This is a genomic window from Chromobacterium vaccinii (genome assembly GCF_000971335.1).
GTDB classification, from domain to species: Bacteria; Pseudomonadota; Gammaproteobacteria; order Burkholderiales; family Chromobacteriaceae; genus Chromobacterium; species Chromobacterium vaccinii.
The window spans coordinates 1-18,034 of the sequence record NZ_JZJL01000046.1 but is presented as its reverse complement, the minus strand read 5'-3'; the positions used below and the strand labels follow the sequence as shown (position 1 = coordinate 18,034).

Annotated in this window: 18 protein-coding genes; 6 read left to right on the top strand and 12 right to left on the bottom strand. The window is 65.2% G+C overall.

The window, feature by feature from the left end:
- Positions 1–68: 68 nt before the first annotated feature.
- Positions 69–1,013 (bottom strand): chemotaxis protein, encoded by a 945-nt coding sequence (locus VL52_RS18650; RefSeq protein WP_046158445.1) that lies wholly within the window; start codon positions 1,011–1,013, stop codon positions 69–71.
- A gap of 258 nt (positions 1,014–1,271) precedes the next feature.
- Between VL52_RS18650 and VL52_RS18645 the strand changes: the two genes are divergently transcribed.
- Positions 1,272–2,042, top strand: a complete 771-nt coding sequence (locus VL52_RS18645; protein WP_046158444.1) for an FCD domain-containing protein — start codon at positions 1,272–1,274, stop codon at positions 2,040–2,042.
- Between the two features lie 58 nt (positions 2,043–2,100).
- Here the strand turns inward: VL52_RS18645 and rfaD are convergent, their stop codons facing one another.
- The 10 genes from rfaD to cmk all read right to left on the bottom strand — a co-directional run bounded on the left by rfaD (position 2,101) and on the right by cmk (position 11,282).
- A complete protein-coding gene (gene rfaD / locus VL52_RS18640; protein WP_046158443.1) occupies positions 2,101–3,102 on the bottom strand; it encodes an ADP-glyceromanno-heptose 6-epimerase in 1,002 nt (333 codons plus the stop codon).
- Between the two features lie 46 nt (positions 3,103–3,148).
- The gene (locus tag VL52_RS18635) at positions 3,149–3,739 is read right to left on the bottom strand and encodes a DUF924 family protein (protein WP_046158442.1); all 591 of its coding nucleotides are present in this window, start codon (positions 3,737–3,739) and stop codon (positions 3,149–3,151) included.
- 24 nt (positions 3,740–3,763) lie between these two features.
- The gene (rfaE1, locus tag VL52_RS18630) at positions 3,764–4,726 is read right to left on the bottom strand and encodes a D-glycero-beta-D-manno-heptose-7-phosphate kinase (RefSeq protein ID WP_052729402.1); all 963 of its coding nucleotides are present in this window, start codon (positions 4,724–4,726) and stop codon (positions 3,764–3,766) included.
- Positions 4,727–4,734: 8 nt separating this feature from the next.
- Positions 4,735–6,054: a UDP-glucose dehydrogenase family protein gene (locus VL52_RS18625; RefSeq protein ID WP_046158441.1), complete on the bottom strand. Its 1,320-nt coding sequence runs from the start codon at positions 6,052–6,054 to the stop codon at positions 4,735–4,737.
- Positions 6,051–6,794, bottom strand: a complete 744-nt coding sequence (gene pyrF / locus VL52_RS18620) for an orotidine-5'-phosphate decarboxylase (RefSeq protein WP_046158440.1) — start codon at positions 6,792–6,794, stop codon at positions 6,051–6,053. Before pyrF ends, VL52_RS18625 begins: the two co-directional genes overlap by 4 nt.
- Positions 6,795–6,857: 63 nt before the next feature.
- Positions 6,858–8,015: a lipopolysaccharide assembly protein LapB gene (gene lapB / locus VL52_RS18615; RefSeq protein WP_046158439.1), complete on the bottom strand. Its 1,158-nt coding sequence runs from the start codon at positions 8,013–8,015 to the stop codon at positions 6,858–6,860.
- 57 nt (positions 8,016–8,072) lie between these two features.
- Positions 8,073–8,366: a LapA family protein gene (locus VL52_RS18610; RefSeq protein WP_021477775.1), complete on the bottom strand. Its 294-nt coding sequence runs from the start codon at positions 8,364–8,366 to the stop codon at positions 8,073–8,075.
- Between the two features lie 136 nt (positions 8,367–8,502).
- A complete protein-coding gene (locus VL52_RS18605) occupies positions 8,503–8,817 on the bottom strand; it encodes an integration host factor subunit beta (RefSeq protein ID WP_021477774.1) in 315 nt (104 codons plus the stop codon).
- Between the two features lie 7 nt (positions 8,818–8,824).
- The gene (gene rpsA / locus VL52_RS18600) at positions 8,825–10,519 is read right to left on the bottom strand and encodes a 30S ribosomal protein S1 (protein ID WP_115617398.1); all 1,695 of its coding nucleotides are present in this window, start codon (positions 10,517–10,519) and stop codon (positions 8,825–8,827) included.
- 94 nt (positions 10,520–10,613) lie between these two features.
- On the bottom strand, positions 10,614–11,282 hold the full coding sequence (gene cmk, locus VL52_RS18595) for a (d)CMP kinase (protein ID WP_046158437.1): 669 nt from the start codon (positions 11,280–11,282) through the stop codon (positions 10,614–10,616).
- Positions 11,283–11,488: 206 nt separating this feature from the next.
- On the opposite strand from cmk, the gene aroA reads away from it, so the two are divergent.
- From aroA to VL52_RS18580, 3 genes are all read left to right on the top strand, one after another.
- Entirely contained in the window at positions 11,489–12,778 is a 1,290-nt protein-coding gene (gene aroA / locus VL52_RS18590) for a 3-phosphoshikimate 1-carboxyvinyltransferase (RefSeq protein WP_046158436.1), read from the top strand.
- A gap of 63 nt (positions 12,779–12,841) precedes the next feature.
- Entirely contained in the window at positions 12,842–13,321 is a 480-nt protein-coding gene (locus tag VL52_RS18585; protein ID WP_046158435.1) for a nucleoside triphosphate pyrophosphohydrolase family protein, read from the top strand.
- A 63-nt stretch (positions 13,322–13,384) separates the two neighbouring features.
- On the top strand, positions 13,385–13,930 hold the full coding sequence (locus VL52_RS18580; RefSeq protein ID WP_046158434.1) for a cytochrome b: 546 nt from the start codon (positions 13,385–13,387) through the stop codon (positions 13,928–13,930).
- Between the two features lie 12 nt (positions 13,931–13,942).
- On the opposite strand, the gene VL52_RS18575 is transcribed toward VL52_RS18580, so the two are convergent.
- Complete coding sequence (locus VL52_RS18575; RefSeq protein WP_046158433.1) at positions 13,943–14,929, bottom strand: LacI family DNA-binding transcriptional regulator; 987 nt, start codon at positions 14,927–14,929, stop codon at positions 13,943–13,945.
- Positions 14,930–15,116: 187 nt separating this feature from the next.
- Between VL52_RS18575 and ptsP the strand changes: the two genes are divergently transcribed.
- Positions 15,117–17,618 carry a phosphoenolpyruvate--protein phosphotransferase gene (gene ptsP, locus VL52_RS18570; protein WP_144410322.1) on the top strand — a complete coding sequence of 834 codons (2,502 nt, stop codon included), beginning with the start codon at positions 15,117–15,119 and terminating at the stop codon, positions 17,616–17,618.
- Positions 17,615–18,034: PfkB family carbohydrate kinase (locus tag VL52_RS18565; protein WP_046158431.1), on the top strand; the 420-nt coding region annotated here is incomplete at its 3' end. The genes ptsP and VL52_RS18565, both read left to right, overlap by 4 nt.

Genomic DNA, 18,034 nt, shown 5'->3' with positions numbered 1-18,034 from the left:
CCCTGAACGGAACACAGGCAAGCGGAAATGGGAGGCGCGTCCCTGCCGGGCGACGCGCCGCATGGACGTTATTCCAACAACAGCATCTCGCGCAGCTTGCTGGCCAGCTTCTGCGGCTCATCCTTGGACACATAAGCGTCCACGCCGACAGACTCGCCCAGCTTCTTATTGGCCATGCCGGACAGCGACGAGTGCATCAGCACTGGAATGCCGACAAAACGCGCGTCGTCCTTGATCATCTTGGTCAACATGTAGCCATCCATCTCCGGCATTTCCACATCGGTGAGAATCAGGTGCAGCACCTGGCTCAGCTTCTGGCCCGCCGCCTCGGCCTGCTGCGCCATCTTCTGCAGGGTTTCCCAGCCGCGCATGCCGTTCATTTCCGATGAATAGCGGATATGCATCGCGTCCAACGTGCGCTCGATCTGCTTGCGCGCCACCGCGCTGTCGTCGGCGAAGAAGATGTGCCTGTCCTCCTTCACCGGCTCGATGGAGATATAGTTCTGGGTTTCGTCCGACAGGCAGGTCTCGGCCAGCACCTTCTCCACGTCCATCATCATCACCAGCGTGCCGTTCTCCAACTCCGTGACCGCGGTGACCAGCCCCGCCATCCGGTTGGTGATCATGTCCGGCGGCACCCGCATTGCCGACCAGTCCAGCCGCAATATGGTATCCACCGTCTCCACCAGGAAGCCCTGGGTATGGCCGTTGTACTCGGTGATGATCATGATTTCCGGCCGCTTGGGCGTAACGATGCCGGTGTATTTTCCCAGGTCGATCACCGGCACCAGCGCGCCGCGCAGGCTGACCATGCCCTCCACCGAGGCCGGCATCTCCGGCGCGGTGGTGATTTCCGGCGTGCGCATCACCTCGCGCACCTTGAACACATTGATGCCGAATACCTCCTTGCGGCCGGTGCGCTGATCGTCGCCCAGCGAAAACAGCAGGATTTCCAGCTTGTTGGTGCCGGCCAGCTTGGTTCGGGCGTCAATTTTTTTCAGCAGGTCGGACATTGCGTAACTCCTTGCAAAAGACAGTATGTCTTTATAGCAAATATCTAAAATTAAATGGTGTCAGCTAAAAGATATACCTGGATCATTTCTCGCGCACCTGCGCCAGACGCGCAAGCCAGGCTTGAGCCTCAGCGGGGCATGCTTCATGCGAATATTCCGCGGCGCCAAAGGCCGCAACCATGACAGGCGGCTGTCCGCTCTGCTATGCTGGGCCATCTGGTCAGACCAATATTCCACTTGCCGTGGATTCATTTCATTATGGCTTACCCCAAAGTAAACCTGCCCAAACTGTCCGACATGATCGTGCAGCAACTGGAAAAACGCATACTCGACGGCGTGCTCAAACCCGGCGACCGGTTGCCGCCGGAAAGACAATTGGCCGAGGAGTTCGGCGTGTCTCGGCCATCGCTGCGCGAGGCGATCCAGCAACTGGCGTCGCGCGGCCTGTTGTCCAGCCGCCAGGGCGGCGGCACCTGGGTGACGGACAGGCTGGAAACGGCGTTTTCCGACCCCTGGGAAAAGTTGCTGAACCAGCACGAAGAGCTGCACGGCGACTTGCTCGAGTTCCGCCGCGTGCTGGAAGGCACGGTGGCGCGCTGCGCCGCCAGCCGGGCGACGCCGGCCGACGTGGAGCGGCTGCGGCGCTGCGTGGACCGGCTGCAGCAGGCTTACCGCGGCGGCGATCTGGCGGAGCAGGCGCAGGCCGATGTCGAGTTCCACCAGGCGGTGGCCGAAGCCTCCCACAATGTGCTGTTCGCCCATCTGTCCGGCAGTCTGCTGGCCATGCTGCAGCGGCATGTGAAGGACAATATCGCCAATTTGTTCGCCGTCGGCGAAGTGGCGGAGGCGCTGCGCGAACAGCATCTGGCGATCTGGCAGGCGATACGCGACCGCCAGCCCGACGCCGCGCAACTGGCGGCGGAGCGGCATATCGATTTTGTCGCCGACACGCTGCAAAGCCAGATGCTGCTGGCCGAACGGGATGCCCGGGCCCGCATGCGGCTGGAGCAGGAAAACGCCGGACGCTGAAATGACAAAAGCCGCGCCATCATAAAAACGACGCGGCTTGATATCACTGCCCGGTCGATCAACCCTGGCGGCTGATCAGCCAATCGACGTAGCGGTCCACGCCCTCGGCCACCGACAGCATGGCCTCGCCGTAACCCGCCTCGCGCAGCCGCGCGATATCGGCCTGGGTGAAGCTCTGGTACTTGCCTTTCAACGCGTCCGGGAAGTCGATGTACTCGACGATGCCCTGCGCGATCATCTCGGCCAGAGTCAGCGCCGGCTTGCCCTCATGGCGGCGGCAGGCGTTGACGGTGGCTTCTGCCACATCGTTGAACGGCTGCGAACGGCCGCTGCCCAGATTGAAGATGCCGCTCTTCTCTGGATGGTCCAGGAAATGCAGGTTGACCTTGACCACGTCCTCCACCGACACAAAGTCGCGGCTCTGCATGCCGTTGTCCCAGCCATCCCAACCGCCGAACAGCTTGACCTTGCCGTGCTCGCGGTACTGGTTGAAATGATGGAAGGCGACGGAAGCCATGCGGCCCTTGTGCTGCTCGCGCGGGCCGTAGACGTTGAAATAGCGGAAGCCCACCGCCTGGGCGGACAAGCCTTCCGTCATCCGTTGGCGCAACACCTGGTCGAACAGGAACTTGGAATAGCCGTAGACATTGAGCGGGCCTTCGCACTGGCGCTCTTCCTTGAACACGGTGCCCTTGCCGTAGGTGGCCGCGCTGGACGCGTACAGGAACTGGATTTCCTCGTGCTGGCAATAGTCGAACAACGCCAGCGTGTACTGGTAGTTGTTGTCCATCATGTACTTGCCGTCGTGGTTCATCGTGTCGGAACACGCGCCCTGATGCAGGATGGCGGCCAGCTCGCCCTCGTACTCGCCGTCCAGCAGCAGATGCAGGAATTCGTGCTTGTCGAGGTAATGCGAAATCTCGCAATCGACCAGATTGTGGAATTTGTCGCCGCTGCTTAGGTTGTCTACGGCGATGATGTCGGTGATGCCGCGCTGGTTCAAACCCTTGACCAGGTTGGAACCGATGAAGCCGGCGGCTCCGGTGACGACGATAGTCATATGTCGATCCTTAGTTCTGCTGCGGACCCTCGGGTCCGGATGAAATTCAGAAGCCCGCGCCCGGCTGGGCCAGGTAGGACTGTTCTGCCGGCGTGCTGGTTCTGCCCAGCGCCGCGTTGCGATGCGGAAAGCGGCCGAATTCTGCGACTACCCGCTCATGCCGCCGCGCGAAATCCAGATAATTGGAGCCCGGCAGAGCCGCATCGAGCGCGGAAAACAACTCCAGCGACCGCCGCTGGTCAGCCATGTCCTCGCTATGCTCGAACGGCAGGTAGAAGAAAACCCGCGCCACCGGCGGCAGCGTCTGCTCCACCCCCTGGCCGACGGCCGACCGAGCGCCCTCTCTCGCCTTCTCGTCGCTGGAGAACGCCCGAGCTTCTCCGCGGAACAGGTTACGCGGGAATTGGTCGGCCACGATCAGCCAGGCCAGCGCCGCGCGAGCATCGCCGGCGTCGATGGCCAGCTCGCCATCCGCCAACGCCTGCCATAAGGGCAGGAAACGGCGGCGGATCTCGGCATCGAACGCGTCGTCGCGGCGGAACCAAGCCTCGCGCGGCCGGCTCAAGACCGCATCGTCGCTGGCCTCGAACCAGAAGGCCAGCACCTCTTCAACTTGTTGCGCGGTCAGCTTCGTCATTGCGTCTCCCGCCGGCGCGCCGGCTTACAAGGCAAACAGTTCCTGTTGCGAACATACGGCGGTGCCCAGCTTGCCCACCACCACGCCGGCGGCGGCGTTGGCCAGGTTCATCGCCACCGGCAGCGGCTGGCCGGCGGCCAGCGCCAAGCCCAGCGTGCCGATCACGGTATCGCCGGCGCCGGACACGTCATAAACCTCGCGCGCGAAAGTCGGTTGATGCAGCGCGCCGGCGGCGCGGAACAGCGTCATGCCCTCTTCGCTGCGCGTCACCAACAACGCGTCCAGATTCAGCTCGGCGCGCAGCGCCTGCGCCTTGGCGGTCAGGCTGGCCTCATCCTTCCAACCGCCCGCCACCTGGCGGAACTCGCTGCGGTTGGGCGTCAGCAGCGTGGCGCCGGCGTATTTGCTGTAATCATCGCCCTTGGGGTCGATCAACACCGGTTTGCCGGCGGCGCGGGCCAGCTGGATCATCTCGGCCACATGGGTCAGGCCGCCCTTGCCGTAGTCGGACAGGATCACCACGTCGTGCGCGGCGACGATGTCGGCGAACTCTTCCAGCTTGCCGGCCAGGATTTCATGGCTGGGCGCGTCTTCGAAGTCCAGCCGGATCAGTTGCTGCTGGCGCGCCACCACTCTCAGCTTCACCGTGGTGGCGATGTTGGAATCGCGCTTGAACGAAGTGACGATGCCATCGGCCTTCAACAGCCTCTCCAGCGCGTCCGCCGCCTCGTCGTCGCCGACCACCGACAAAATGGTGGCCTTGCCGCCCAGGCCGGCGATATTGCGCGCCACGTTGGCGGCGCCGCCGGCCCGCTCCTCGCTGCGGCCGATCTTGGCCACCGGCACCGGCGCCTCAGGCGAAATGCGCGACACGTCGCCGAACCAGTAGCGGTCCAGCATCACGTCGCCGACCACCAGCACCTTGGCCTTGGCCAGGGAAGAAGCCAGCGCGGCGGGCTTCAGTCCCAGGGTTTGCATCAGACTCATGGCTTACCTCAGCGGCCGATGGCGTGGTAATCGAAACCCTGCTCGCGCAGCCAGGCCGGGTCGTACATATTGCGGCCGTCGAAAATCAGCGGCTGCTTCAGGCTGCGGCGGATCGCCTCGAAGTCCGGCGCGCGGAACATCTTCCACTCGGTCACGATCAACAGCGCGTCCGCGCCTTGCAGCGCCTGCATCATGTCGTCGGCGAACGCCACGCCGTTGACGCCGGACATCACCCGTTGCGCCTCGTGCGCCGCCACCGGATCGAAAGCGACGATTTCGGCACCGCGGCGGGTCAGCTCCTCGACGATCACGCGGCTGGGCGCCTCGCGCATGTCATCGGTATTGGGCTTGAACGCCAGGCCCCACAGAGCGAAACGGCGGCCGGACAAATCCTCGCCGAAACGGGAAACCACTTTCTCGACCAGGCGCAGCTTCTGCACCTCGTTGGCCTCTTCCACCGCGGTCAGCACGCGCAGCGTGTGGCCGTTTTCCTTGGCCGTCTGCACCAGCGCCTTGACGTCCTTGGGGAAGCAGGAGCCGCCGTAGCCTACGCCCGGGTACAGGAAGTGGTAGCCGATGCGCGGATCGGAGCCCATGCCCTGGCGCACCTGCTCGATGTCGGCGCCCATGGTCTCGGCCAGATTGGCCAGCTCGTTCATGAACGAGATGCGGGTGGCCAGCATCGCGTTGGCCGCGTACTTGGTCAGTTCGGCCGAGCGCACGTCCATCAGCAGCACGCGCTCGTGGCTGCGCTGGAACGGCTTGTACAGGCGGCGCATGATCTCGGCCGCGCGGTCGTCATCGACGCCGATCACCACGCGGTCGGGCCGCATGAAGTCCTCGATCGCCGCGCCTTCTTTCAGGAATTCCGGGTTGGACACCACGCTGAACGGCAAGTCGGCGCCGCGCTGCGCCAACTCGTCGGCGATGGCGGCGCGCACCTTGTCAGCCGTGCCCACCGGCACGGTGGACTTGTCCACCACCACCCGGTAGCCGGTCATGTGGCGGGCGATATTGCGCGCGGCGGCCAACACATACTGCAGATCGGCGGAGCCATCCTCGTCCGGCGGCGTGCCGACAGCGATGAACTGCACTTCGCCGAAAGCGACCGAAGCCGCCACGTCGGTGGTGAAATGCAGGCGGCCGGCGGCCACGTTGCGCTTCACCATGTCTTCCAGGCCCGGCTCGAAAATCGGGATGCCGCCGCTTTGCAGAATTTCAATCTTGCGCGGGTCCACGTCCAGGCAGCAGACGTGGTAGCCGGTCTCGGCCAAGCAGGTGCCGGTCACCAGGCCGACATAGCCCGAGCCAATTATCGTGATTTTCATGATTGTGTACCCATAAATACGGAAATGTCTTGATTGATGGCGCGCAGCGCGGCCAGCGGATCGGCGGCGCGGGTGATCGGGCGGCCGATCACCAGGTAATCTGAGCCGGCGGCCAAGGCGGCGGTCGGCGTCATCACGCGGCGCTGATCGTCGCCGGCGCTGTCGGCCAGGCGGATGCCCGGCGTCACCAGCTTGAAATCACCGCCCAGGGCCTGCTTCAGCATGGAAGCCTCCTGTGCCGAGCACACCACGCCGTCCAGGCCGCAATCGCGGGTCAGCGTGGCCAGGCGCAACACGTGCTGCTGCGGCGGGACATCGATGCCGACCTCGGCCAGATCCGACGCTTCCATGCTGGTTAGCACCGTCACCGCGATCAGCAGCGGACGCTGGCTGTAAGCGGCCAGCGCCTCGCGCGCGGCCTCCATCATCCGGCGGCCGCCGGAGGCGTGGACGTTGACCATCCACACGCCGGACTCGGCCGCGGCCTTGCAGGCATGGGCGACGGTATTGGGAATGTCGTGGAATTTCATGTCCAGGAAAACCTGGAAACCGCGCGCGGCCAGCGATTCGACCAGATGGCGGCCGCTGGAGGTGAACAGCTCCTTGCCCACCTTCAGCCGGCACTCCGCCGGGTCCAGCCGGCTGGCGAAAGCCAATGCGCTATCCGCGTCGGCGAAGTCCAGCGCCACCACCACCGGGGACGTCGTCCGGCTTTCGCTTTGTGCGATCAGGGGATTCATCGATGCTCCATCATTCTATATTGCCGCGGCGCGCGCCGTTCAAGCGGCCGCGCGCCGAGTGATTCAGTTTTCCGAACGGTTGGCGGTGAAGCTTTCCCACTCGCCGCAGGCCGGACAGTGCCAGAAGAAGGCGCGCGAACGGAAGTTGCAGCACTTGCAGCGATGCACGCTGAGACGCTGGGAATGCTTGAGGATCAGCGCGCGCGCCACCTCGGCGTCCATCCTCCCCTCTGGAGACAGCTCGTCCATCTGCGCTTCTATCATCCGGTACACGCCGGCCAGACTGGGGCGGGCATGCACCGCTTCGCGCACGCCGTCCAGCGCCTTGGCCTCGCCATCATAGGTGGCGATCTTCTGGTACAAGAGATCGGTCAGCTCCAGTTGCGGGAAGGTGCGCTGATAGCCGCGCAGCAGCGCGATGCCCTCCTGCGGACGCCCCAGCTTTTCGTAAGCGTCGAACAGGCGCTCGGCCGCCATCGCCAGGTATTCGTAATTCTGTTTCTCTATGTTCTGCCAGGCGGCGATGGCCGCCTCCAGATTGCCTTCAGCGAACTCGATGTCGCCGAGGATCAGGCTGGCGCGCACGCATTTGCGGTTGGCCCCCAGCGCCTCGGCCACGTATTGCCTGGCCTGGCTGTGATCGGACTTGTACAGCTCGCCCTGCGCCAACTCGCAGTAGAACTGCGCGACCTCGTGCTGGAACGAGTGCGCGTCGCTGCGCAGCTCGCGCGCGGTCTCGATCGCCTTCTGCCAGTCGCGGTCCTGCTGATAGATGTCCAGCAGCTGGCGGCGCGCCGCCAGCGCCATATTGCCGTTCAAGAGCTTGAGCAGGATCTCCTCGGCCCGATCCACCAGGCCGGCCTTGCGGAAGTCCTGCGCCAGCTCGTTGCGCACCAGGTCGCGCTGCTCTCCTGGCAGGTCGGAAGAGTCCAGCATCTGCTGATGCAGGCGGATCGCGCGGTCGTTCTCGCCGCGCTTGCGGTACAGCTTGCCGAGGATGTGCTGCAACTCGAGCGCCGAACCCTGCTGGCGCGCCACCTCGGCCAACGCCTGGGCCGCGACGTCGGTCTTGTCTTCCACCAGCGCGTCCAGGCCGCGGAAATAGGAAATCGGCACCGACTTCGCCTGCTTCAACACGGTGCGCATGTCCACCCGGGCCGCGAACCAGCCCAGGCCGAAAAAGGCTGGAAACAGCAGCAGCCACCACAAATCGAGTTCCAACAGCAATCCTTTCGGGATGATAGAACGGGGTCAAGGCCATGCCCCGTGAAGACAAGCTCAATCGGCGATGGCGTCGCTGGGATCGTTAACCACCTTGCCGGCGGGAGGCCGATTGCGCAGTTCTTTTTTCAACTGCGACAGCTCGCGGCGGGTTTTCAGGTAGAAGCTGAAGGTGGCCAGCAGGCCGACGACGGCGCCGACGACGAAGAACAGCAGCAGGAACACGATGAACGGAGCCGACCATGATTGGCCGAAGAACAGTTTGAATTCGACTGAGTGGCTGTTCTGCACGGTGACGGCGACCAGCAGCAACAACAGGGCCAGTTCGACGATGCGCAACAAATATCGCATGAGATCGCTCAATGAGTTTGCCGGAGTGCAATTCTAAACGATAGCCCGCCGCAACCCAAGCCGCTCAAGCGGCGCGGATACGAAAAAAGCGCCGCATATGCGACGCTTTTTAGCATGTAGACCGATAAAACTGCGATCAGGCCTGGGTCTGTTCCACAAGGGACAAGTCCACGCGCTCGCGCAGTTCCTTGCCGGCCTTGAAATGAGGCACGTATTTCTCAGGAACCGAGACGCTGGTGCCCGACTTCGGGTTGCGGCCGACCCGCGGCGGACGGTAGTTCAGATCGAAGCTACCGAACCCGCGAATCTCGATGCGGCTTCCCTGCGCCAGGTTGTTGGCCATCGCGTCCAGAATGGTCTTGACGGCCAACTCAGCATCTTTGTAGACCAACTGAGAATTGCGCTCGGCCAGTCGTTCAGACAGCCTCGCGATCAGCTCAGACTTGGTCATGACGCTATTACTCGTTGGAACCGGACAGTTTGGCCTTCAGCAGGGCACCCAGGTTGGTGGTGCCGGCGGAAGCGCTGTCAACGGTCGACAGGTTCTTCATCGCGGCATTCTCTTCCTGAGCGTCCTTAGCCTTGATGGACAGGCTGATGTTGCGGGACTTGCGGTCCACGGCAACGATCACGGCCTCGACGGCATCGCCATCCTTCAGGATGGAGCGAGCGTCTTCCACGCGGTCGCGGGACAGTTCCGAAGCGCGCAGGTAGCCTTCAACGTCGGTGTCCAGAGCGATAACCGCGCCCTTGGCGTCAACGGACTTCACGGTACCCTTGACCAGGGCGCCCTTGTCGTTCATCGCAACGAAGTTGTTGAACGGATCGCCTTCCAGCTGCTTGATGCCCAGGGAGATGCGTTCTTTTTCCACGTCGATGGACAGAACAACGGCGTCAACCTCGTCGCCCTTCTTGAACTTGCGCACGGCTTCTTCGCCAGCTTCGTTCCAGGACAGGTCGGACAGGTGAACCAGGCCGTCGATGCCGCCCGGCAGGCCAACGAACACGCCGAAGTCGGTGATGGACTTGATCGCGCCCTTCAGCTTGTCGCCCTTGTGGAAGTTGTCGGCAAACTCGTTCCACGGGTTGGCCAGGCACTGCTTCATGCCCAGGGAGATACGACGACGGTCTTCGTCGATTTCCAGGATCATGACTTCCACTTCGTCGCCAACTTGAACCACCTTGGACGGGTGTACGTTCTTGTTGGTCCAGTCCATTTCGGACACGTGCACCAGGCCTTCGATGCCTTGTTCGATTTCCACGAACGCGCCATAGTCGGTCAGGTTGGTCACCTTGCCGAACAGACGGGTGCCGGACGGGTAGCGGCGGGACAGGCCCACCCACGGATCTTCGCCCAGTTGCTTCAGGCCCAGGGATACGCGGTTCTTCTCTTGGTCGAACTTCAGCACCTTGGCTTCCACTTCGTCGCCCACGGCCAGAACTTCGGACGGGTGCTTCACGCGGCGCCATGCCAGGTCGGTGATGTGCAGCAGGCCATCGATGCCGCCCAGGTCAACGAACGCACCGTAGTCGGTGATGTTCTTGACGATACCCTTGATGACTGCGCCCTCTTTCAGGGTTTCCAGCAGAGCCTTGCGCTCTTCGCCCAGGGTTTCTTCCAGCACGGAGCGGCGGGAAACCACGACGTTGTTGCGCTTGCGATCCAGCTTGATAACCTTGAACTCGATCTGCTTGTTTTCGTACGGGGTGGTGTCTTTCACCGGACGCACGTCGACCAGGGAACCCGGCAGGAAGGCGCGGATGCCGTTGACCATGACGGTCAGGCCGCCCTTCACCTTGCCGCTGATCATGCCGGACAGGATGGTGCCGGCTTCCAGAGCTTCTTCCAGCTCAACCCAAGCGGCCATGCGCTTGGCTTTTTCGCGGGACAGCTTGGTCTCGCCGAAGCCGTTTTCCAGCGCGTCGATAGCGACGGTAACGAAGTCGCCGATGGCAACTTCAACGACGCCTTGGTCGTTCTTGAATTCTTCAGCCGGAATCAGGGACTCGGACTTGAGGCCTGCGTTCACGGTTACAAAGTTGGAATCAACTGCCACGACTTCAGCAGTGATCACTTCGCCCACGCGCATATCGTGCAGGGTGAGGCTTTCCTCGAACAGTTGAGCGAAGTTTTCCATGGAGAGGGTAGTCATCAAGCGTACTCTCGGTTGCAGGCCTTGCGGCTTGCGGGGTTAGGGTTGGAACAAGATCGTTTCCGCAATGCAGCAAAAACGACCATACAAAAAATCAACGGCCGGAAACCTGTTTCTCCTCAAACCACACGAGGACCTTGTCGACCGCCTGGTCTATGGTCAGCTCCGTGGTATCGAGCAAAAAGGCGTCCGGCTCCTGGCGCAGCGGCGCTACCGGCCGGGCCGCGTCCCGCGCGTCCCGATCGATAATGTCCTGCATAATCTGGGCGAGGTTAGCAGATTCCCCCTTGCCGATCAACTGCTTATGACGGCGACTCGCCCTTTCCTCCGCGCTGGCGGTCAGAAATATCTTCAACATGGCGTCCGGAAACACCACCGAACCCATGTCGCGGCCATCCGTCACCAGGCCCGGCGATTCGCGAAAATCGCGCTGGCGCTGCAATAGCGCGGCGCGCACCGCCGGCAGCGCGCCGACCTTGGACGCGCCGATGCCGATTTCCTCGGCGCGGATGTCCTGGCTGGCGTCGTTGCCTTCCAGCCACACCGCGCCGTCGGAGAACTCCACCGGCAAGCCGGCTGCGGCCTCGGCCAGCGCCGGCTCGTCGTCCCAGGCGATGCCGCGGCGGCGCGCGTGCAGCGCCAGCAGCCGGTACAGCGAGCCCGAGTCGAGATAATGGAAGGCGAGGCGCGCGGCGACCTGGGCCGCCACCGTACCCTTGCCGGAAGCGGACGGGCCGTCGATGGTAATCACCGGAACTGTCATCGGAATCTGATCCTGTTGCATTCTGCCAAGGCCCCGCCGGAACCGCCGCGCATCGCGACAGCCGCCGGCCGGCCAAACCGCGCATTGTAACTCAAGTGGTGTGGCATGGTGTGGTGCCGCACCATTTGCGCGCAGCCGTGCGCGGCGGGTACAGTGTCCCTTACGCATCAAGCAACGCCATTCCGAAAACACAAGCGCGACACTCAATGGAACAACTGCACCTCTCTCCCTGCGTCCGCCTCGGCGGCGCCATCAAGCTTCCCGGCTCCAAGAGCATCTCCAACCGCACGCTGCTGCTGGCCTCGCTGTCAGGCGGCAGCACGCTGGTGCGCGACCTGCTGGACTCCGACGACATCCGCCACATGCTGAGCGCGTTGAAGCTGCTGGGCGTGAAGATAGAACAACAAGGCGACAGCCGCGATTTCCGCGTCCACGGCTGCGGCGGCCCCTTCCCGGTGAAAAACGCCGAGCTGTTCCTCGGCAACGCCGGCACCGCCTTCCGCCCGCTGACCGCGGCGCTGGCGCTGATGGGCGGCAGCTACCAGCTGTCCGGCGTCCCCCGCATGCACGAACGGCCGATCGGCGACCTGGTGGACGCGCTGAACGCCGCCGGCGCCAGCATCGCCTACCTGGGCCAGCCGGGCTTCCCGCCGCTGGCCATCTCGCCGGCCGACGTACGCTGCGCCCATCCTATCCAGGTGAAGGGCAACGTTTCCAGCCAGTTCCTCACCGCGCTCCTGATGGCGCTGCCGCTGACCGGCGAAACGTCCGAAATCGAGGTGGTGGGCGAGCTGATCTCCAAGCCCTACATCGAAATCACGCTCAATCTGATGGCGCGCTTCGGCGTGCGCGTCGAGCGCGACGGCTGGCAGCGTTTCATCATTCAGGGCGGCCAGTGCTACATCTCGCCGGGGGAGATTTACGTCGAAGGCGACGCCTCCAGCGCGTCCTACTTCCTGGCGGCCGGCGCGCTGGCCGGCGGGCCGGTGCGGGTGGAAGGCGTGGGCGAGGCCAGCATCCAGGGCGACGTGCGCTTCGCCGAGGCCCTGGAATTGATGGGCGCGACGGTGCGCCGCGGCGACAACTGGATCGAGGCTCGCGCCGAAGGCCGGCTCAAGGCGATAGACCTGGACTGCAACCATATCCCGGACGCGGCGATGACGCTGGCCGTGGCCGCGCTGGCCGCCGACGGCACCACCACGCTGCGCAACATCGCCAGCTGGCGGGTTAAGGAAACCGACCGCCTGTCGGCGATGGCGACCGAGCTGCGCAAGGTGGGCGCGACGGTGGAGGAAGGCCCGGACTACATCCGAGTCACGCCGCCGGCCGCGCTGACGCCGAACGCACAGATCGACACCTACGACGACCACCGGATGGCGATGTGCTTCTCGCTGGTTTCGCTGCTGGGCGCGCCGGTCATCATCAACGACCCCAACTGTGTGGCCAAGACCTTCCCCGACTACTTCCAGGCGCTGGCCGCCCTGCAGGCGCAATAATCACAATATATTGATGATTTAATCAATAGACTCCACAATATATGCATCAAAAGGAGTCTATCGATGAGCGACCTGTTCCGGATGCGCCGCGATTTCATGCGGCGCTTCGACATCCCCTCCCCCTCCCGCCCCGAATACCAGCCCGAGCAGCTGGCGATGTGGCAGACCATGCTGGATGAAGAGCTGGAAGAGCTCCGGCAGGCGCTGGCCGACTACCGCGCGCTGCCCGCGCAATCCGCCGAACAGCAGCTGCAAAGCCGCGCCGAGCTGACCGCCGAAGCGGTGGACGTGCTCAATGTGGTATGCGGCCTCTTGCTGTCGCAGGGCCTGCCGCTGGAAGCGATGTGCGAGGCGATACACGACGCCAATCTGCGCAAATGCGTGGACGGCCAAGTGGTGCGCCGCGCCGACGGCAAGGTGCTGAAACCGGAAGGCTGGCAACCGGCGGACAAGCTGGGCGTGATCCGCGGCGCGTCCACAGCGGACGCGCAAACGCCTGGACGCGCTTGCCAGCCCATTGCCCCTCGCATTGAAATGGATTAAGACCGGCTTAAGATTGACCAACTAAGCTTGCAACATGTTCCAATCAAAACAACAGGAGCCGACATGTTGCGCAACACTCTCCACAGTTACGGCAAAATCGCCCGCGGCCTGCACTGGCTGTGCGCGCTGGCGGTGATCGCCGCGCTGGTCTTCATCGAGCTGAAAGGCAACTTCCCCAAGGGCGATCCAGTCCGCAGCGGCCTGGGCTACGCCCATGTTCAGGCCGGGCTGATCGTCCTGCTGCTGGTGCTGCCGCGACTGGCCTGGCGCTTGGGCAATCCGCCGCCCGGCATTTCTCCCGCGCCCAGCCCACTGATGAAGCTGCTGGCCCATGCCGGGCACTGGGCGCTGTACGCGCTGATGCTGGCGCTGCCCATCCTGGGCATCGCCTTTATCCAGGCCAAGGGCGGCGAAGTGGCCCTGTTCGGCCTCGGCCTGCCCTCCTTCATGCCCAACAGCCCGGAGCTGGGCAAGAGCCTGAAGGAGCTGCACGAACTGTTGGGCAATGTCTTGCTGTGGCTGAGCATCCTGCACGCCGCCGCCGCTGCGTGGCACCACTTCATCGTCAAGGACGATACCGTCACCCGGCTGACCGGCCCGATGCGCTGAACGCGGCGCGCCTCAGCCGCGAGGCTGGCTGGAGCCGCGTTCCACCAGCCGGCCCGCCAGCACCACCTTGCGCAGCGGCCGCTCCGGCCGCTCCAGCCGCTCCAGCAGCATTTCCATCGCCGCGCGGCCTATCTCGTCGACCGGCTGCTCGATCACCGTCATGCCGGGATCGGCCAGCTCGGTCCAGCTGTCGTTGTCGAAGCCGGCCAGCGCCAGCCGGCCCGGCACTGCGACGCCGGCCTCCCGCACCGCCTTGACCACGCCCAGCAACAGCAGGCCATTGCTGGCGATCAGCGCCTCCGGCGCGCCCGCATCCCCCAGCCACTTCGCCGCTTCGGCCTGCGCCGCTTCGGCGCTGGGCGCGACGAAACGCGCCGCCGCAGGCAGCCCCGCCCTTTCCATCGCCTCGGCGAATCCCGCGTGGCGCTCCGCGCCGGTGCTGCTGGTATTGCCGAACAGACCGCCGATGCGGCGATAGCCGCGGCCCAGCAAATGCTCGACCAGTTGCGCGGCCGCTGTCCGGTTGTCCAGCAGCACCGCGTCGCAGCGGGCGGCCGGCCCCGCGCGGTCTATCATCACCACAGGGAAGCCCAGACCGGCGACGTCCAGCGAATCGGCGGTGGCGCGGGTGGCGGCGAAAATCACCCCGCTCACCCTCTCCTCCTGCATCAGCCTGAGGTACATCGCCTCCTTGTCCGGGTTCTCGTCGGTGTTGCACAGGATCACCCGCATGCCGGCCCGATAGGCGACATCCTCCACCGCCCGGCTGACCGAAGTGAAAAAAGGATTGCGGATGTCCGACACGATCAGACCTATGGTGCGCGAGGCCTGCGAGCGCAGCCGGCGCGCCGACAGGTTGGGCCGGTAGCCGCTCTGGGCGACGGCGGCCTCCACCTTGGCGCGCAGCGCGGCGCTGACCGGGCCGTTGCCCAGCACGCGCGACACGGTGGCCACCGACACGCCGGCCAGCAGCGCGACATCCTTGATGCTGGTAGTCATTTTTTGGAAATCGTTTTCAATTGACGGAAGCGATGTTGCGCCAGCGCACACCCGCTGGCAAGCGCGAAATAGCGACAGTTATCAGGATTACGCCACAAGTTTGATTTTAACCAGTTCTGTCTGATTGACAGAAAAAATGTAATCGTTTTCAATGCCAGCCATATCGAGCTCAAAAACGAGGTATGCCGTGTCCGACGCCCTGCTCACTCCGCAACTGATACGCCTGGGCTGCCAGCCCGCCGGCAAAGAGGCCGCCATCCGCGAGGCGGGCCGCATGCTGGCCGACGCCGGCTGCATCTCGCCCGACTACATAGACAGCCTGCTGCGCCGCGAAGCGGTGGCCAACACCTACCTGGGCAACGGCATCGCCATCCCCCACGGCATGGTGGAAGACCGGGCGATGGTGCTGCGCACCGGCGTCGCCATCCTTCAGATTCCGGACGGGCTGGAATGGAACCCTGGCCAACGCACTCACCTGCTGTGCGCGATCGCCGCCCGTTCCGACGACCACCTGGTGATGCTGCGCCAGCTGACCCGGCTGCTGCAGGACGAAGCCCGGCTGCTGCCGCTGTTCTCCACTCAGGACAGCGCCGACCTGATCGCCGCGCTGGAGCAGCCGCCGGAAAACCCGCCGCCGGACGCCGAGGCGCGCGACCTGGACACAGGCGAGGAATGGCGGCTCGATTACCCCAACGGCCTGCACGCCCGCCCCGCCGCGCTGTGGGTGGAGGCCGCGCGGCGCAGTCCGGCGCAGCTTCAGGTACGCCACGGCGGCCGCGTCGCCGACGCCAAGAACCTGATCTCTCTGCTGCAGCTGGGCCTGCGCCAGGGCGATCTCGTCTCCGTGTCCGGCCGCGGCCCGCAAGCCGAAGACGGCGTGCGCCAATTGCTGAAGGCGATGCGCGAGGCCAGCCTGGCCGAGCAGACCGCCGCCGCCATCGCCGCCCAGCGCGCAGCCGGCGCGCGCAAAACCGCCGGCTGGCAGCCGGCCGGATCGCTGATCTCCCTGCCCGGCATCGCCGCCAGCCCGGGCCTCGCCATCGGCACCGCGCGCATCCTGGCCGGCGAGCGGCTGCAAGTGCCCGACCGGCCGGTCAGCCTGGCCGAGGGCGGCGACCGCCTGCACGAAGCGCTGGCCGCCACCCGCCAGCAGCTGGCGCAGCTGGCCGACGCCACCCAGGGGACGCTGGGCGCCGGCGAAGCCGGCATCTTCCGCGCCCAGGCCGAGCTTTTGAACGACACCGACCTGATCACCCTCAGCTGCCAGCTGATGGTGGCCGGCCACGGCGTCGAGTGGTCGTGGCATCAGGCGGTGGAGCGCTTGGCGGAAAAAATCTCCGCGCTGGGCAACCCGCTGCTGGCCGCGCGCGCCGCCGACTTGCGCGACGTGGGCCGCCGCGTGCTGTTCCAGCTGGACCCGGCGCTGCAAGGCCATGCGCCGGCGGAATTCGGCCCCGACACCCTGCTGCTGGCCGCCGATCTCGCGCCGTCGGACACCGCCAGCCTGGACCTCACCCGAGTCAAAGGCCTGGCCACCGCCCACGGCGGCCCCACCGCCCACACCGCCATTCTGGCGCGCACGCTGGGCCTGCCGGCGCTGGTGGCTGCCGGAGCCGCGCTGCTGGACGTGGCCGACGGCAGCCCGGCCATCCTGGACGGTGACGCCGGCCGGCTGTACCTGAACCCCAGCGACGCGGATCTGGAATCCGCCCGCGCCTGGCAGCAGCGCCAGCGGGAAGATCAGCAGAAGCAGCAGGCTGAGCGGCAGCAACCGGGCCAGACCGCCGACGGCAAACGCATCGAGATCGCCGCCAACATCAATCGCCCGGACCAGGCCGCCGCCGCGCTGGAGGCCGGCGCGGAAGGCGTGGGCCTGATGCGCACCGAATTCCTGTTCCTGGAGCGCGATGCCGCGCCAGACGAGGAAGAGCAGCTGAAAACCTATCTGGCGATGCAGCAGGCGCTGCAAGGCCGGCCACTGATCGTCCGCGCGCTGGACATCGGCGGCGACAAGCAAGTGCCCTACCTGAACCTGCCGCATGAGGACAATCCCTTCCTCGGCATGCGCGGCGCGCGGCTGTTGCTGTCCCGCCGCGAGCTGCTGGAGCCGCAGCTGCGCGCGCTTTATCGCGCCGCCAAGGCCGGCAAGCCCTTGTCCATCATGTTCCCGATGATCAGCTCGCTGAAGGAGATTACCCGCCTCAAGGGCCTGTGCGAAGGCGTGCGCAAGGAGCTGGACGCCCCGCCGGTGCCGATCGGCATCATGGTGGAAGTGCCGGCCGCCGCGCTGCTGGCCGACCAGTTCGCGCCCTATGTCGATTTCTTCTCCATCGGCACCAACGACCTGACACAGTACGCGCTGGCGATGGACCGCCAGCACCCCGAGCTGGCGGCCGAGGCCGACAGCCTGCATCCCGCCGTGCTGCGGCTGATCCGCCAGACCGTGCAGGGCGCGGCGGCCCACCAGCGCTGGGTGGGCGTGTGCGGCGGCATCGCCGGCGACCCGCAGGGCGCGGCGGTGCTGGCCGGCCTGGGCGTGGACGAGCTGTCGATGAGCCAGCACGACATCGCCGCGGTAAAGGCGATGCTGCGCCGCCACAGCCACGCCAGGCTGCGCGAGCTGGCCGAACAGGCGCTGGCCTGCGACAGCGCCGAAGAAGTGCGGCAGTTGCTGGAGGCGCTGGCATGAGCGGCGCCATCCACACCGTCACCCCCAACACGGCGCTGGACCAGACCGTGACGCTGGACGCGCTGCGGACGGGGTCGGTCAATCTGGCCCGCGCCGCCCACGTCAATGCCGGCGGCAAGGGCGTCAACGTCGCCTCCTGCCTCGCAGACTGGGGGCTGCCGGTCCACGTCCATGGCCTGCTCGGCCGAGACAACAGCGGCCCGTTCGAGCAGCTGTTCGCCGCCAAGCGCATCGACGACCGCATGCTGCGGGTGGCCGGCGCCAGCCGGGTCAACATCAAGCTGGCCGATCTGGAAACCGGCGACACCACCGACATCAACCTCCCCGGCCCGGAAACCGGCGAAGCCGAGCTGGAAGCGCTGGCCTCCGGCCTCGCCCATGTCGGCGCCGGCGACCTGGCCGTGCTGGCCGGCAGC

Bases quoted from the DNA above. Each gene is read 5' to 3' on its own strand.
- rfaD (WP_046158443.1), bottom strand. From the start codon at position 3,102: ATGACTATCGTCGTCACCGGAGCCGCCGGCTTCATCGGTTCCAACCTG.
- rpsA (WP_115617398.1), bottom strand. From the start codon at position 10,519: ATGACTACCCTCTCCATGGAAAACTTCGCTCAACTGTTCGAGGAAAGC.
- VL52_RS18635 (WP_046158442.1), bottom strand. From the start codon at position 3,739: ATGACGAAGCTGACCGCGCAACAAGTTGAAGAGGTGCTGGCCTTCTGG.
- VL52_RS18575 (WP_046158433.1), bottom strand. From the start codon at position 14,929: ATGACTACCAGCATCAAGGATGTCGCGCTGCTGGCCGGCGTGTCGGTG.
- cmk (WP_046158437.1), bottom strand. From the start codon at position 11,282: ATGACAGTTCCGGTGATTACCATCGACGGCCCGTCCGCTTCCGGCAAG.
- VL52_RS18585 (WP_046158435.1), top strand. From the start codon at position 12,842: ATGAGCGACCTGTTCCGGATGCGCCGCGATTTCATGCGGCGCTTCGAC.
- VL52_RS18610 (WP_021477775.1), bottom strand. From the start codon at position 8,366: ATGCGATATTTGTTGCGCATCGTCGAACTGGCCCTGTTGTTGCTGCTG.
- VL52_RS18605 (WP_021477774.1), bottom strand. From the start codon at position 8,817: ATGACCAAGTCTGAGCTGATCGCGAGGCTGTCTGAACGACTGGCCGAG.
- VL52_RS18625 (WP_046158441.1), bottom strand. From the start codon at position 6,054: ATGAAAATCACGATAATTGGCTCGGGCTATGTCGGCCTGGTGACCGGC.
- pyrF (WP_046158440.1), bottom strand. From the start codon at position 6,794: ATGAATCCCCTGATCGCACAAAGCGAAAGCCGGACGACGTCCCCGGTG.
- aroA (WP_046158436.1), top strand. From the start codon at position 11,489: ATGGAACAACTGCACCTCTCTCCCTGCGTCCGCCTCGGCGGCGCCATC.
- VL52_RS18645 (WP_046158444.1), top strand. From the start codon at position 1,272: ATGGCTTACCCCAAAGTAAACCTGCCCAAACTGTCCGACATGATCGTG.
- VL52_RS18650 (WP_046158445.1), bottom strand. From the start codon at position 1,013: ATGTCCGACCTGCTGAAAAAAATTGACGCCCGAACCAAGCTGGCCGGC.
- VL52_RS18580 (WP_046158434.1), top strand. From the start codon at position 13,385: ATGTTGCGCAACACTCTCCACAGTTACGGCAAAATCGCCCGCGGCCTG.
- rfaE1 (WP_052729402.1), bottom strand. From the start codon at position 4,726: ATGAGTCTGATGCAAACCCTGGGACTGAAGCCCGCCGCGCTGGCTTCT.